Below are 15,520 nucleotides of genomic sequence, written 5' to 3'. Positions count from 1 at the left end.
ATGACCCACTCGTATAGCCATCGGCTGACGTTTCGACGGGCGCTTACTTCACTGTTATCTGGCTTGTTGATGACCTTAATTGGCATGGGTGCCACGGCCCAGGCCGACGGGGTTGAGGACCTCTCCCAACTCGTTGAGCTGAACCGGAAGATCCTCTTTCTTATCTCCGGCGAATCCGACAATGCCGTCTCCCGGCAGCGAGATACCTTTATTGCCCGCAATTTCTATTACGAGAAACAGCATGCGCTAGAGGAGATCGAAGCGAACCTGAGTGAGATGCCAGCCACGCAGCGCGCCCAACACATCAGAGACTTGTTCGATTACCTGTACAGCGATGCCGTGCGTGCGGCCGATGCCCTCACCTTCATCGATCTCGTCGATAACCTGCTTAGCCAACACACCGAGCAGCCTTACCTGAACCAGACTGAGCTGAGCCAATTGCGGCAACTGGAACAACAGATGCTGGTCATACAGGACACCTACGAGGAAGACATACGTGAACTCTACAATGCCCTCGGCACACGTGGCCTAGAGCTCGAGCCCTGGCAGGACTACCTCGATTTTCTGAACAACCGCTACGACCGCAACGAGATCTACCGAGAGTTTAACCAAACCCAACCCGCCCTTAACGAACCGGCGGTCCGTGGAGCCGAGAACACCCAGGGGTCCAGTTTGGTATGGGGGTATGACATCCCTGAGAAGACCGTGGTACTGACCTTCGACGACGGCCCACACCACCGCAATACCGGCGCCATTCTGGACGTACTGAAAGAACATGACGTTAAAGGATACTTTTTCGCCGTTGGTCAGAATATTGGAGCCATTAACGGGGAGTCCGTCACCTTGACTGGCAAATCCGATCAGTTACAGCGCGCCCTCAGTGAAGGGCATGTGCTGGCCAATCACAGCTTCTCACATTCGGTTCTGACCAACCTCAGCGAAGACGAACAAGCCATCGAGCTGGGCAATACCAATCGCCTGCTCAATGCGGTTTCCGGTCGGGATGCTCAGTATTTCCGACCGCCCTACGGCGCCAAAAATGAACAGCTGGTGCAACTCTCACAAGAAGCCGGTATGCAGACCATCATGTGGAATCTGGATTCAAAAGACTGGGCCGACCCTATTCCACAGTCGATCGTCGACCGGGTGATGGCGGATCTCGAAGAGCAACAGGGTGGCATCCTGCTGTTTCATGACATCCATCGCCAGACCGTCCAGGCTTTGCCGCTGCTACTGGAAGAGCTGAACAACGCTGGGTATAGCGTGGTAACACTCGATGGCGGCTCGTTTGATGACGAACCCGTAGCAACCGCCAGCGAACAGACAGAGTCCACCTCGGTGGAAAGCCAATTGTACCGGGAAAGCTGGGCACTGGTGATCGGTGTAAACGACTACCAGTACTGGCCCAGGCTCAACTATGCCGTGAACGATGCCCAGAGCATTGAACACACCCTCGTCAACACATTCGGATTCAAGGAAGACAATGTCTTCACCCTGTACGACGAAGAGGCCAATCGCGAGAACATCACAGAGCATCTGGCCAACATTCTCTCCGACCCGAACCGCGTGAAACCCAATGACCGCGTTTTCGTGTTTTACGCTGGCCATGGCATGACCAGAGTACTGCCATCCGGGCGCAATCTGGGCTATATCATTCCTCACGACGCCGAACTGGACCGCTACCACAGCCGGTCTATCTCGATGACGCACCTGCAAGACTTCTCGGACATGATTCCGGCCAAGCATGTCTATTTCATCATGGATTCCTGTTACAGCGGCATCGCGCTAACCCGCAGCGGCGGCCGACAGGTGCGTTCGAACTACCTGGATGAGATCGCCTCGCGCCAGGCCCGGCAGATCCTCACCGCTGGCGGCGCGGATCAGGAAGTCGCGGATGGTGGCCCGGAAGGCCACTCCATCTTCACCTGGACGTTATTACGTGGTTTGGATGGAGAAGCCGACCTCGATAACAACAACATCATCACAGCTTCCGAACTGGGTGCTTACGTCTCACCCGCTGTCGCAGAAAATTCCAACCAGACACCGGCTTTTGGCAACCTGGTAGGCAACGAAGGCGGTGAATTTTTGTTCGAACTGGCCCCGGTTAATCTTTCCGATGCGTCGCTCTCCGAAGAGGAGCGTTTACGGGCTCAATTGCTGGAACTGCAAAAAGAAAACACCACGCTAAAACAGCGACTGGCGGACCTGACCAGTACCGAGCCCAGCGGAGCCGAGCAAGTGCTCGATGACGCGGTCAGTCAACTTTCACTGACCGAGCGCAAACTGAAGGCCAATGAATTCCACGCCAGAGGCCTCGCCCTGTATCGGGACAAAGACTACGAGAACGCCCTTGCCGCATTAAAGTCCGCCCTGGCCTATAACCCCACCAACCCGGGTTTGGTCAACGACTACGGGTTCATTCTTTATCGCGCCGAACAATATGACGAAGCCCTGTACTGGCTGGAGAAAACCATCGAACTGGATGCCGACCGGATTCCGGTGTATCTGAACATCGCCGACACCCTGGCGCAGTTGGACAGAGACTCAGAGGCTGCTCCCTACTATGAGTACTATCTCGAGTTGTATCCGGACAGCCCCGTCAAAGATCGGGTCATAGAAGCGCTGAATTCTTGACAGAAACGGACGCCTGGGGTCGTGATGACCCCTCGTGTCTGATCTTACCTGGCGGTCAGAAAGCACTAAAGGAGAAGTCCGTCACAAAACATGGCATTGGCATCGGTTCCCTGTTCCCATGAAGTGAGTTTTTCCCTTATCTTCTGCCCCTATCCCGACATGATGGTCGGGCTTTCACACGCTTGCGTTCATGGATTGGACAATCTGCCGGAACTCTGTCTGGGAACAGTCGACCACGTTCCCAGCGAATAAGGATATCAGCTGTATCGACACACCTCGTTTACACCACACCCTAATTGCGCTTTTAGAAGGCTGGCCAACGCCTCGCTTTCCCTTGCCTAACCCCTGCGAAACGGACTCAAAAAGGAGAACGCTATGAGTAATATCGATAGTGCCATGGAGACGGTCAAGTCTCAGATCGAACAAAACCGCCAACGGCAGAAAAAAGTCACCTCTGTGCTGCAATCGGGTGAGAGTAAAGTCGGTGAACTGGGGGTAGGCCTTGATATCGAAAATGCGGAGCTGGAAGATGTTCAGCTGCAACAGGAAGCCATGAACGGCAATATCGCCGAGCTTATTGTCGAACTGGATGAAGTCACCGCCGGCTTTGGTAAACAGTTCGATACCATGCGTTCAAAAACCATGGGCGAAAAGCTGATTGGCTTTCTGTCTTCCCACAAGTCTGAATCCATGCGTGCCAGTCGTATTCGCAATACCAACATCGACAGCAAGCTGGCAGACCTGATTGGCAAATCCAACGTCATTATCGGTTTGCTGCAGGAACAATTGAAAGAGCTGGAAACCCAGCAGGTGAAAGTCTCCGACAACCTGAGCGTGGTTCTGGCGCAACGGGGCGATGTGGTTTCCGAGCTGGAACAGATCAGGAACCAGCTGCAACAGATGGACCCGGAAATCATCCGTCTGGAAAACAAGATTTCCATGGAAGCCGATGCCGCCAAGCGAACGGAGCTGGAAAGCGAGTTACAGAACATCAACGAGACCCACAACGAACTGGTGCAACAAGAACAGGTGAAACTGGCGCTGAGCCAAACCCTGGAAAAGTACATCAAGATGGGCCAGACCTTTGTCGATTCCCTGCAGAACCAGGTGGCCACACAAATGGTACTGGTCGACAAGCTGCAAACGGATACCGAGCAGCGCGTATTGCTCTACGATGCGCTGAACAAATCCCTTAAAACAGCCCAGCAACAGGATGTGGCCCACCGCATCAACGATATCGGCTCGGCCGTCGATAACGAGGCACAAACCACCATGGCTCATATTGGAGCTGCCACCAACCAGCGCATTGCTGAAATGCTCGAAGCCCACGAAGGCAACATGGCCTTTAGTCAGATGGTGCAGGAACAGAAAGCAAAAGCGGACGAGCGCTTTGCGCGTCGGTTTGCAGCGGTTATGGAACGGCACGATCGTGCCAACTACACGGCCAGCGCAGACTGATCCATTGCAAGGGATTGATTCATGCAAGCGAGTGCACAGGGGTTTGAACCCCGCCTGGCCCGGCACTATTTCGCCACGGTGGGTGCTGTTACCCAGGCCCTGATCGAACTGATGGCCACTGAGGCTCCCGGTGCACCGGGGGCTCACAATGCCACTGGCATCGTACAGTCGTATCTGCGTCAGTTGGCCCATAGTCTGGAATGCTTCAGGTTGCGCAATGCGATGACAGGGCGCGTACCCGAGCATTACTGGCCCTCGGAATTCAGTGTGTACAATGGCTTGCCCGTCAGCCAGCAATGGCTGGAATTGGCGGGCGACTTTGACGTAGCCCAGGCAAGCCTGGCAAACAGCGATACCGTTGCGGAACTGGAAGAAAAGATTCTGGATCATTGCCTGAATCAGCGTTCACTACCGCGCGAGCTGCAGTTCCGGCTGTCTCAGCGGTTGTACCGCGAGGCGCTCACACTGAAGCCCTGCTTTCTGCCACGCAATACGCCGCAATTAACCCTGGTGTCGAAAACCCAAACGGTTCCCAGACGATATCTGCTGCACTGGGCGGTATTCGACTCCGAGCGAAACCTGCCCAACCTCTATTTCAGCCTGATCGAGGAAAGCGGCGCTGTCCCGCTCCACGAAGATGAGAAGCGCTGGCACGCCTACCGGGAGGCATTGCTGAACCAGTCTTTGTCGTCCCTGACCTTGCTGACCATTGCGCACGGTCTGGACGAAGACTTTCCCGATATCCACCCCCTCACGCTTCGGCGTATTCATGCAGGCCCCCTGTACCTGCACGAATTCACCAGCCATTCCGATGCCATCCACCAGGTTCTGGCCGAGCAAGCGGGCCGCCCGGGTCAGGACTGGGTATTTGAATGGACGGTGGAAACTCTGGTTTCAAAAGACAGCCGCCAGGTATCGCGCGGACTGTTTCGCAGCGGTCGGCGAGAAACCTACCACATCGATGCCTACCGGCCCGACCTGGTCTCCGCCGGTGCCTCTGCAATCGATCGCTACATGATCATGCCCATAGGGCCATACCAAAGCATGCGTTCAATGAACGACGAACGCCTGAATGCCATGACCAAATACGTGGTGGGACCGGAAGGCTCACTGCTGCACCGAATTCAATAGGGAAGAACGATGACGCAACCCCAACAAGCCATGCAATTGAAGGAAGAAGATATTCGTGGTCACTATGAAGCGGCGTTTCATACGCTGAGCGCCCTCAGCCATCGGCCGCAGTTTGCGTCGGCAGACGACGAACCCCAGACCAGCCGTGGTGGCTTCTCTCGGCGGCGCTTTCGCAACACCATTCCGGGCATGTCACCCGTTACGCAATCGGCGGCGTCTTCTCAGGCCGGATTGGCCAACACCATTGCCAGCGTCACTCCGGACGACCCCTTACCCACTGAAGTGCAAAGCCATATTATTCGGGTGCTGCGTCGCGGCCTGGCGGTTGCCAATACCCTGATCGATACCTTCGGGGACCAGACCCCGCTGAACAGCCTTAAACGGGAAAACACTCAGGGCCACCTGGGCGATCTGCAACGAAAGGAGTTTGGCGAACTGCTTAACGCTTCCGGCTTGGTCGGGCTGTTCACCTTTGCCAGCTACCTGCAGTACGTACTCAGCGACTACCTGACCGAGGCCGATAACCTGTCGATCACGCTTCCCGACCCGGAAGAGATCGTACTGGACAACCCCATCGATGCCCTGAATGGCGCCTTATGGGAACTCGACCGCTTTATTGATGACCATGCAGACAGCGATGAAGCCCTGGTAAAGGTGGTACGCGACTACGCAACCCGCCTGATCGATGCGCTGCACATTCGTCGTCACGGCATGCCAGGACTGGAGCCCTTTCTATCCGCAACCTACCGGGTTGAGGCCGATACCTTCACCGTCGATGGTTTCGAAGTCTCCCAGCGCGGCCGCGCCACCCAGTTGGTCATGAGTTTCAAGAAACCGGAAGAGGTTATCGGCAACCACATTGCCAAGTACCAGGCACTGAAGCTGGCTAAGATGCTGATGGCCTACGATTTCACCCAAAAGAAGAACCCCTTTGTTGATTTAGGCGGCTTCATCTTTACTTTTATGGGCGACGGCAAGCCTGGCACGGGCAAAACGACGCTGATTCAGATGCTCGCCGGTCTGTTGAACGACTATTGCGAGGTTGCGGGCTACACCTTTCGCTATGAAAACTTATCGACCGACAATGTGGACAGCTTTCAGGGTAAATCCGGCCAGAACGCGAAACAGTTTATCCGCAACGTCACCGACCCCAACATCATTGGCTTCGGCACCATCGACGATATTGATCAGGTGGCCGGTAAGCGGGGTGACCGCCAGTCGTCGGCCGGGCAGCAGGAAATCACCGCCGTACTGATGGAAAGCTTCGCCGGTGCCAGCACCGTGGTTCGCGGTAACTGCACCTTTGGCATGTTCTCCAACTACCCGGAACAGGTCGATGATGCGCTGCGCCAGCGGGCCGGTGCCCGCTTCCTGATCGACGGGCCCCAATCGCGCGAAGATTACATCGACATTCTGAATCTGCTGCTGGGCAAGAACCATGATATTCCGCTGGGTGATCATGAGCTGTACGCGAATCAGGCGATACAAGGCGCCGTACAGCGCTCGTTCGAAGCGCACAACCGCCCGACCGCACCCGCGCTGGCCGATGTCTTCGATCGAATGCTTACTGGCCCGGCCAGCCACGTGACTATCGCGTCTCTGGGTGGCTACCTAAAAGCGATTCAGGAAGTCGACGAACGGTTTACCGGGCGGGCCATCAAGAATATTACCGATGCGGTAAAATTGAGAGCCATGGATTTCGAACTGCCGGACGACTGGATGGAACACCCGGATCAGTTCTTACATCGCGACTACGACACTAAATTATCCATGCTCAGCGAACTGATGACGCCGATAACCCCCGAGATGGTGATTCAGGAAATCAACCGCTATGCCGACAGCGAGTTCCGCTATGCCGGTGCGTCCGATGAAGCCGAGATCACCGAGCGTGTGCGCCAGATCAAATGGCAGTTGGAAGCGGAACGCCGGTTGCGGCAGGGCGAGTAAATGCAGCCGATGGACACCCAAAAGCCACTCCCGTCCGAGCCTGTGTTCAACTGGACATTCTGCAAGAACGAATGGTTTCTGGTCAGCAGCGACACCCTAAAGGAACGGTACAACCGGGCGATGGAGCAACTGTGCGGGTGCAGAACCGAGCTGAGGCGCTTTCACATCGACATGACCGGGTTCTCCCCTGAAATCGCAGACGAACTTCAGGACCCTTACTACCTGAACCCTCATGGCATTAACCGGCGTTTTATTCTGCTGATACCCGAACAACAGAATTTAACGCTGCACGACCCCATGTTTTCCTGGACGGCGGATGTCCTGAAAAGCTTTATGGAGGTGAACCGCAGCCAACTGTTCACCCTTATGGCAAGAGACTCCGTTTATGGAGAAATTCAGAACTCCATTTATCGGCTGGAATCGGTAGACGAACTGCTCGACATGAGAACGGTGTCCATCTCATTAAAGACACCCGATGGCTTGCTTGACGCTGCGGGTCGCCTACATGAGACCATCGACGGACTGATGCAACAGCCTGAACATTGGCTCGATGACGCACGCCTGAACAACCTTATACAGTTGGCTGAAAAAACAGGTGATATCCGCCGCCACCCGGTGGCACCCATCGATGAGACCTATCAGATCCGCCACTATTTTACGCGTCATCTCGGTGGCTTGTACCGGTTCGACCATGGCCGGCGAATTGTGATTCTGTCGGTCGACCCCCAGGTGGAGCCCCTTGGCAGAGGTAACCCTCAGATTCAGCATCACCGCATTCAGGACAGCGAGCAGGTCTACCGGTACCTGACCGATCGCCGGCTGGTACAAACAATATCGAACCTCGAATCACTGCAGGAAATACTGCGCGGCTTCCTGCTCGACCAGTACGCCAGCGACCACCAGGATGGAGACTTTTCCGCCCTGACCGCTAGCGACCAGACTCAGTTGATTCATCGGTACTGGGATACCTTGCCAGACATCGCCAAAACCCTGCTGTCAGCAATTCGGCATTTCGAACAGGGCAGCAGCGATCTGGATTCACTGGCAACGGGTGACGCGTTCTTCTATCTGGTCGAACCCAAAGGGGGTGACATGGCCCCTCTGATTCACCACTTGCTGGCCAACTACCGCGCCGAACACTTTCGCTACCTGTACCGGTGGAACCGCGCTGTATTCTGGCAACAATTTGAGCACTGGCCACCGGCCAAGCAGAGCTACGCAGGCCGATACATCACCCGATATGGTGATCAACGACCCGACAGCGGCCCCTGGAGATGATTCAATGAAGGTCTTTCTGACAAGCATCAAATGGATTTTTTGCACGCTGGTGGTTATCGGCCTGGCGGCTTTTCTCGATTACTACCTGCCCAGTGAAGCCGTCGTGCAGCTCACCGGCACCGACGTCAAACGGATGGACACCCGCAAGGGGCGCTACCTGGATCATGAAGGAGCCAACGTAGAACGAGTGGCCCCCACCTACACCCGGGATATTCGCTTTATCAACGCCATTACGGCGGAAGACAAGGTTCGGGTATACCGCAATGAAGATACGGGCTGGCACTGGCCTCCCTATTTCAAGTTCGACAGCGCCGATATGACGGCCAGAACGCAAAGCATATTGTCTTCCGGTGACAAGCCCTTTGTACAGGTGACTTACTACGGCTGGCGCATCCAGTTGCTGTCGCTGTTTCCCAATCTGGTCGACATGAAAATGGTGGAACCAGGGTACCGGCCCATCAACTGGGTTCGCATTGTTTTCTTTACTGGCCTGACGATAGTAGGTTTCTTTTTCTGGCGCTGGTACCGGGGCTTTCGGCGCCGGGTAGAAGCCCGGTTAGCTGAGCAGGCCCATGAAGCCGCCGGCCCATTTCGGCGACTGTTTGGCGCCATTCGTAAGGAGTGGCGAAGCTGGGTAGGGCCTTCACATGACTAAACTGCGCACTCAAACCCTCTATGGTGCTGAACTGGAACCCTGGCTCGGCGACGTCGCCCGACTGCGCATCGAGGTGTTTCGGGATTTTCCCTACCTGTACGAGGGCTCGCTCGACTACGAACGCCACTACCTGCAAACCTACGTCGAAAGCGACAGCGCCATTTGCGTGCTGGCACTCGACGGCGAGCAGGTCGTCGGAGCTGCCACGGGCTTGGCGATGCGCGATGAAGAACCCGCGTTCAAACAGCCCTTGCAGGCAGCCGGTTTCGAAGTGAATCAAATGTTCTACTGCGCTGAATCGGTGCTGTTAGCAGACTACCGCGGCCAGGGCCTTTACCGGTTTTTCTTTACCGAACGCGAAGCCCAGGCACGTCGCCTGGGTTTGAACCTGAGTGTCTTCTGCGCTGTCGACCGGCCTGATAACCACCCACTGAAGCCCAGAGGTTATCGCTCGCTTGAAAGCACCTGGCAACGCTATGGCTACCGGCCATTACCCGGCGTTAAGGCGCGGTTTCCATGGCGGGATGTTGACCAGACCGAGGAAACGGAGAAAGTGCTGAGTTATTACCACAAGCCGTTATAACCCGCGCCCTGCAGTAACAACCACGGTGCCAGCAACACCAGCTCACAAGCCCGCGGCCCGCTCCACCCGGCATTCGTAAGACCCCATTTCGAACTCCCGGCAGATCAACGGGCGGTTCTCGTAAATGGTGCACATGAAGGTTTCACGGTTCAGCGCTGAACACCAGCCATCATCCAAACGCAACATGGTTTCTCCACCCCACTCGTCAACGGCGATGTGCCGGGCCGGAACACCGGTATCGGTAATAATCATCACTTCCAGGCGGCAACAGCAGGCCTGGCAGGTTGAGCAAGTGACGGTTGGATCGGTGATGTCTTCAACGGGTATGGTCATTTGGGCATTATCACTCAACAGCAGTGTGCTGCTTCGGGGTTATCCACAGTATCCAGGCACATGGCCTGAATCGACCGGAAGGATAGCACAGCCTGCCCGGTCACCTTTGCCGCCACCTTTAAAAAAGAGCGACTAGACTCATAAGGCCAACGCAGCCCGATGACACGTTGAACGCTATTACGAACAAGGATACCCGAATGATAAAACACCTGCTGATGACGCTGAGTAGCACGGCATCCCACTGCGGCCGGTGTCTGGTCGGCTGTGTCATTCTAAGCAGTGCGCTGGCGTCGCCCGCGCTGGCTGAAGACTGTGTGAAAACCTTCCGCTGGACCGAAGACCCTCCCTACACCTACGCCTCCGCTGACGCACCGGGCGGTGTCAGCGGCATATCCGCCGATATCGTACGTACCGTGCTGAGCGACCTGGGCTGCGACGTCCGGTTTGTTGATATGCCCTGGGCGCGTGCCTTGTCGGCGCTACAAACAGGACGGGTCGATATCGTCAGTGGTGCCTTTGATACCCCGGAACGCCGTGCCTACGCCCACTATGCCAACCAGGGAGACACCTCACCGAACGTCATCTTTGTGCGTGCAGACAGCCCCGGTGCGGTTGCCTGGCAGCAGTTTTCCGACCTGCTCGATAGCGATATCACACTCGGTGGACAAATTGGCGTGAATTATGGCCCCGAGTACCAGCAAGCACTGGCAAACGGTAGCCTGGAAGGCAGGCTGACGCTGGTGCCAAACCGCCCTCTGCTGTGGCAAATGCTCGATCGCGATCGCATTGACGCCGTTGCGGCCAGCTACCTGACCGGTTTAATGGAAATCAGCCAGTTGGGGTTTCGGGACAGAATTGTCAGCACCGGCATCGAATTGTCGTCCGACCCTGCGTATATCATTTTTTCCAAAGCCTCGGTCGATGAAACCTTTGTAGACCGCTTCAATGAGGTCCACACCACCCTCCTTCAAAGCGAAAAGTACCAGGCCATTGTGGATGCCCATACCCGGGAAGTTCAGGTGTCGGAGTAGCGCCTGCTCTCACATCGGGCGGCAGTGCCGGCCTGATCAGCCGACGCTCAACAGCCGGCAGTAACGGTGGTGACAGTACAGTCGGGGAAGCCAAACGAATCGTATTCAACGTAACAGCCCGGCCCGGGATCTGACGGGAGGGTAAACCCTACCCGGGTAAACCGGTTATCAACAAACGTCCTGAGACTGCCGCTGCTGCTGGCTTGCAGAGAAATGTAATCCAGCATGGTGAGCGCGTCGGCCACCTCGGCCTGGCTTTCGGGGCAAAGGTTACGCCAGTCTACCTCCGACCGCCCAACTTCGGTCTCTATCACGTAATCCAGCTGATTACTGCCGCCTGGGTTGCTGGCAGCAGGCGAGAGACCGCTGACATAAGCTTTGCTTCTGACAATACCAACGGTGCTCTTCATCGCGCCTGCGACCGCATTGATGGTCGCAACACGGGCTTCCGATGAAAGCGCCACAAAGCGAGGGAGAGCAACGGCTGCCAGCACGCCTAGAATGACTATTACCAAAACCAGCTCAACCAGCGTGAAGCCACCAGAAAGGCGTGTGTGGCCAACCTTCGAATCCATGAGACAACCTATCCAATAACGCACTACAGAGCGACGATTATCCAAGAAAGCCGTGGTTCAGGCAATTGACCAACCGGCCCTTGCGGTCAGGCCACCGCAGCAGACTGACTCACCGGGCGTGACCGGAACCGGCGATATGGCAAGGCAACAGATGCCGATGCAGGTCACCTGAACGCCTTGCCCAATAACACCCCTCGCACGCGGGGTATCAATATGGCCAGGGGTGAGGTCGTCCAAAAGCAGGGGTGACCCGTATCAACATCCACAATAACGAACAGAGCATAAGCCCATGTCACAACCCCACGCGACACCACCCGCTACTCCGAACCGGCTCCCCTGCCGCGGTTGCCTGCCAAGTTGCAGCAGCTACCCAACCTGCAATGGCACCCCCTGGCGGCAGGACAAGGCCCCACCGCCGAAAGCACCGTAAGCTGAAATGTGGCAGGTGAGCGGAAACGCCGCCTGCGGACTCTTATGGAACCGCAGCTTACCAATTAACGCTATCGGGGCGGTGATCGCCACCAACCCAGGTCTGGGCTTGGTCCTACTGGGCGATCTGGGTTCAACGCCCGATAACGTCCTGATGCGCGCCAGGGCACCGGGGCCACACCGGCTGATTGACGACGCCATTCAAGCCGGCCTGAACTATTCAGGCATTGGGCTCACCAGGCAATAACCCGAAGCATAACCAGGCCGGAAGCGGCGCACGTAAGCGATAGTCGGGCGCCGCTGTTCTAGTGCCCAGGCGTAGGGCTAGAGGTTATTGATGCTATTGAACACCTTCTGACAGGATGCCAAATACGCTCCACCAAACAGATTGTAATGATTCAGAAAGTGATAAAGGTTGTAGATCTCTCGCTTGCGACCATAGAGGCCGCTGAGAGGCCGCACCGCCTCATAGGCTTGATAGAAGGGCTTTCCAAAGCCACCGAACATTTCGGTCATGGCCAGGTCCGCTTCCGAGTCACCGTAATAGACAGCCGGGTCAATCAGCCAGCTCGACACCCGATCAAATATCACATTGCCGGACCATAGGTCGCCATGAAGCAACGCGGGTGCACCCGCATGCTCATTCAACCACGCGGCCAGAATGTCGCCCTTTAGGTGAAGTACCTCACTGAATTGCTCCCTTAGCCGAGCATCACTGATCATCCCTACCTGATAGCCAAGCCTGTATTCCAGAAAGAACTCACCCCAGTTGTCACTTTCGCAATTCTTCTGGGGGTTCAAACCAATATAATTATCACGGTGAAAACCGACGTGGCTTTGTGGCAGTCGATGAATAAGGGCAAGCCCTTTCCCCAGTGCCCGAAAAAGAGTGTCAGAGGGAGATGATGCATCAACTTCAGTCATCTGAAGCTGACCGTCACTTACCGAAAATACCTCGGGTACCTTTAACTCTGTGACCCCGGCCAATGTGACTGCTTCCCGCAGCAGCTCCAGGCCTTCGGCCTCACAATACAAGGCATTTGCGTATCTGGTGTCGTTTCTCTTGGTATGCATAGTCGCAAGGGTAGCCGCCAACGTCTGCACGCGTCAAAGCCGTCAAAAACCATGGGCTGATGCCTCCCAGTCTGGGCGTATCACGAGCCCTGCGTCAGAACACCCAAGAGATCAGCAACCAGAGGACAACGAAAAAGGCAAAAAACCCAATAAGTAAGAATTGGATTTCACCGAGTAGTCCATCACCGGCAGCAACCGCAAAAACGATGAGAACCAAGACAGTCAGGGTAAACGCAATGACCGCCGCATCTTTTATACCCACACCCGGTACCAGGTAAACCTGATTGAACTCAGCCAGCATGGGTAATGCAAAGAAACCGCCAATAAAGAGCAGAGCCACGAGAACAATGAGTGCTATCGCGATCGTTCTGGCCTCCCGCTCGTCTTTCTTTCCAGTGTCGCCGGCCATGGTTATTCAGCCAGGTGAGCTTTGATCATATCTCTCAGATCATGAGGTCGTGGTACCCCGGCTGCTTCAATTTCCGCATCGTCGCCCGCAGTAAACACGGAAATCTTCCCAACCCCGAATATTCGGTTGAGAAATGTCTGATAGACCTTCACAGTCCGAATACTTCTAACATTCAATTCAGTGCGATCTTTACTTAACAATCCCTTCTCAAGAATAAGGTCGTTACCCGTGAACTCGAGGGTGGTGGACTTACACTTCAAATACCAAATAAGAAGAATCAGAATGCCTATTGCGAGTGGAATCAACAAGACCGCAAGAATGAACCCGAGCGGATTATTCTTGAACATGGCTGGATGTTCAGAGTATTTCGTTTCCAATTGTGGTTCCTTTTGCGCTGATACCCCTGCGGGTAGAATGTCACGTCTGTTGTGATGCTGTATCGTTCATTCGCGTTGAACCAGGCACCGACCCAAGAGTACGTCAAAAACGCAGACGGAACCAATGCAAATTAGAGCACAAGACCAGCAACGCTATACTTTAAGGCAGGTACATAAGGAGCGGTGCTGGCGTGATCTCACGCCCGCAGCACCAGCGCCCACCACCGCTTTCGCGCAGATAGCAGTGTACGCGACCGGGCTGTGTGCACCAGGTGTCTCTGCTGCCTGTAGCCGCACAGTGAAAAATAGAAGGGGAGTCCTGGTTGCGAGAACACTCTCGGCCCCGGGTTCATCAAACCTGACATTACACCAGCCATAAGCCACTTTTAGTTGCCAATAGCAGCTACTTTTGCGTCACCCCCTGCATATTGATTGTAACTTTCTGTATATTCCCACGGTTTCAATACGCTTAAGGACAGCTATGAAAACCTACGGTTATATCGTACTAGGGATGTCGGTGCTTTCAATCGTCATGGCCATTGTTGATTCACCTGCCTGGTTAATCGGTGGCCTGTTCAGCATTCACCTGGCCTGGCAACTGCTAGCAAAGGAATACCGAAAAGCCCATTGCAACGCGGTCACCAAAGGCAAAGTACTGTCGATCAGAGCGAATGGCACCTTCCTCGGTGGCGAACACCAGCCGCTACACAATGCCAGCATCGCCTACCTGGATACCGTTAAAGAATTCAAAAACCTCCCGCCGAACTTCATCCACGATGTGGCCCCCGGAGAGATCATTGAAATCAAGTACAACGCAAGAAAGCCGGATGTCGCTTTCGTCAATTTCATTGAGTAAGGGAGCGCAGAATGTTGATTGTAGCCGGTTTTATGATGTCACTGGTCCTGGCGCTGGCGTTGTTATATTTCATGTTTATTCAAACCTCACCAAGCGCCATACTGGACCTTGGTTTCATCAGCTACCTTTCAAGCAATGCCGGTACCGCCTTGGGTGGTCTGATTGGCATGATGGCACTTACCTTCGTTGTCATCTTACCCATGCTCGCTAAAATCCCCGGCAACGTCCGGGAAACGCTCAGCCAGCGACGGTTTCGCCGCCCGCCAGAAAGAACGACCGGCAAGGTTGTGAACTCAACACACGGAGTCGATTACACGTCGGTAGAGCTAACTTACTCGGGCCACCGCCAGGTATTTCGAATTGACAACCGGGTACTGACAGCCCCGCTTGAGCCGGGAACCGAACTGATCGTGTTTTACGACCCTGCCAACAAGAGCAACGCTTACATCGACGTATTGGGCTCTCTTGATCAACAGCACACTCACATAACCCAGTCGGACACCCTGTTCAAACTGTTGGAGATAACGCCCCGGTTTGACGTATCGCCTCAATCATTCGAGTTAGTGGGTGAACTGTACGGTGGCTCGTTCAACGCTCAAAAGGCCAGTTTGGTGTGCCAGTTCAACCGGGAAGAGCTCGGCCATTTTACACCAGGCACACTGCTCCCCTGTATTGTGAGCGGTTCCAAGGACAACTACACCATTTCAATGGTCACGAGCTGATCACGACCCGGCGTAACGCCATTCACTC

General features: G+C 55.2%; 16 protein-coding genes. 11 read left to right on the top strand and 5 right to left on the bottom strand.

The window, feature by feature from the left end; genetic code table 11:
• The 7 genes from EP166_RS17200 to EP166_RS17170 all read left to right on the top strand — a co-directional run bounded on the left by EP166_RS17200 (window position 1) and on the right by EP166_RS17170 (window position 9,686).
• Window positions 1-2,634: a polysaccharide deacetylase family protein gene (locus EP166_RS17200; protein WP_127559351.1), complete on the top strand. Its 2,634-nt coding sequence runs from the start codon at window positions 1-3 to the stop codon at window positions 2,632-2,634.
• Between the two features lie 375 nt (window positions 2,635-3,009).
• A complete protein-coding gene (locus EP166_RS17195) occupies window positions 3,010-4,092 on the top strand; it encodes a coiled-coil domain-containing protein (RefSeq protein WP_127559349.1) in 1,083 nt (360 codons plus the stop codon).
• Window positions 4,093-4,113: 21 nt separating this feature from the next.
• Complete coding sequence (locus EP166_RS17190; RefSeq protein ID WP_127559347.1) at window positions 4,114-5,223, top strand: hypothetical protein; 1,110 nt, start codon at window positions 4,114-4,116, stop codon at window positions 5,221-5,223.
• 9 nt (window positions 5,224-5,232) lie between these two features.
• Window positions 5,233-7,170: an AAA family ATPase gene (locus EP166_RS17185; RefSeq protein WP_127559345.1), complete on the top strand. Its 1,938-nt coding sequence runs from the start codon at window positions 5,233-5,235 to the stop codon at window positions 7,168-7,170.
• Window positions 7,171-8,448, top strand: a complete 1,278-nt coding sequence (locus EP166_RS17180; protein ID WP_127559342.1) for a DUF6638 family protein — start codon at window positions 7,171-7,173, stop codon at window positions 8,446-8,448.
• Window positions 8,449-8,452: 4 nt separating this feature from the next.
• Window positions 8,453-9,103 (top strand): DUF1523 family protein, encoded by a 651-nt coding sequence (locus EP166_RS17175; RefSeq protein WP_164743996.1) that lies wholly within the window; start codon window positions 8,453-8,455, stop codon window positions 9,101-9,103.
• On the top strand, window positions 9,096-9,686 hold the full coding sequence (locus tag EP166_RS17170) for a GNAT family N-acetyltransferase (protein WP_127559338.1): 591 nt from the start codon (window positions 9,096-9,098) through the stop codon (window positions 9,684-9,686). The genes EP166_RS17175 and EP166_RS17170 overlap by 8 nt, the downstream gene beginning before the upstream one ends.
• A 42-nt stretch (window positions 9,687-9,728) precedes the next feature.
• On the opposite strand, the gene EP166_RS17165 is transcribed toward EP166_RS17170, so the two are convergent.
• A complete protein-coding gene (locus EP166_RS17165; RefSeq protein ID WP_127559336.1) occupies window positions 9,729-10,019 on the bottom strand; it encodes a YkgJ family cysteine cluster protein in 291 nt (96 codons plus the stop codon).
• Window positions 10,020-10,216: 197 nt separating this feature from the next.
• Here EP166_RS17165 and EP166_RS17160 point away from each other — a divergent pair, with 197 nt between their 5' ends.
• Window positions 10,217-11,050: a substrate-binding periplasmic protein gene (locus EP166_RS17160; protein WP_127559334.1), complete on the top strand. Its 834-nt coding sequence runs from the start codon at window positions 10,217-10,219 to the stop codon at window positions 11,048-11,050.
• 47 nt (window positions 11,051-11,097) lie between these two features.
• Here EP166_RS17160 and EP166_RS17155 read toward each other — a convergent pair whose 3' ends face one another.
• The gene (locus EP166_RS17155; protein ID WP_127559332.1) at window positions 11,098-11,625 is read right to left on the bottom strand and encodes a type II secretion system protein; all 528 of its coding nucleotides are present in this window, start codon (window positions 11,623-11,625) and stop codon (window positions 11,098-11,100) included.
• Window positions 11,626-12,163: 538 nt separating this feature from the next.
• Between EP166_RS17155 and EP166_RS21180 the strand changes: the two genes are divergently transcribed.
• Window positions 12,164-12,301 (top strand): hypothetical protein, encoded by a 138-nt coding sequence (locus EP166_RS21180; protein WP_164743995.1) that lies wholly within the window; start codon window positions 12,164-12,166, stop codon window positions 12,299-12,301.
• Window positions 12,302-12,378: 77 nt separating this feature from the next.
• Here the strand turns inward: EP166_RS21180 and EP166_RS17150 are convergent, their stop codons facing one another.
• From EP166_RS17150 to EP166_RS17140, 3 genes are all read right to left on the bottom strand, one after another.
• On the bottom strand, window positions 12,379-13,128 hold the full coding sequence (locus EP166_RS17150) for a fructosamine kinase family protein (RefSeq protein ID WP_127559330.1): 750 nt from the start codon (window positions 13,126-13,128) through the stop codon (window positions 12,379-12,381).
• Window positions 13,129-13,222: 94 nt separating this feature from the next.
• Window positions 13,223-13,537, bottom strand: a complete 315-nt coding sequence (locus EP166_RS17145; RefSeq protein ID WP_127559328.1) for a hypothetical protein — start codon at window positions 13,535-13,537, stop codon at window positions 13,223-13,225.
• 2 nt (window positions 13,538-13,539) lie between these two features.
• The gene (locus tag EP166_RS17140) at window positions 13,540-13,914 is read right to left on the bottom strand and encodes a PH domain-containing protein (protein ID WP_220432618.1); all 375 of its coding nucleotides are present in this window, start codon (window positions 13,912-13,914) and stop codon (window positions 13,540-13,542) included.
• 481 nt (window positions 13,915-14,395) lie between these two features.
• Here EP166_RS17140 and EP166_RS17135 point away from each other — a divergent pair, with 481 nt between their 5' ends.
• Both EP166_RS17135 and EP166_RS17130 read left to right on the top strand, forming a co-directional pair.
• Window positions 14,396-14,770 carry a hypothetical protein gene (locus tag EP166_RS17135; RefSeq protein WP_127559326.1) on the top strand — a complete coding sequence of 125 codons (375 nt, stop codon included), beginning with the start codon at window positions 14,396-14,398 and terminating at the stop codon, window positions 14,768-14,770.
• Between the two features lie 11 nt (window positions 14,771-14,781).
• Window positions 14,782-15,492, top strand: coding sequence for a DUF3592 domain-containing protein (locus EP166_RS17130; RefSeq protein WP_127559324.1), 711 nt, complete (start codon window positions 14,782-14,784; stop codon window positions 15,490-15,492).
• The last annotated feature ends 28 nt before the right edge of the window (window positions 15,493-15,520 follow it).

It is taken from the genome of Saccharospirillum alexandrii, assembly GCF_004000275.1.
In the GTDB taxonomy this organism is placed as follows: domain Bacteria; phylum Pseudomonadota; class Gammaproteobacteria; order Pseudomonadales; family Natronospirillaceae; genus Saccharospirillum; species Saccharospirillum alexandrii.
Note: the sequence above shows the minus strand (reverse complement) of the source record. Positions and strands in the feature narration are given on the sequence as shown.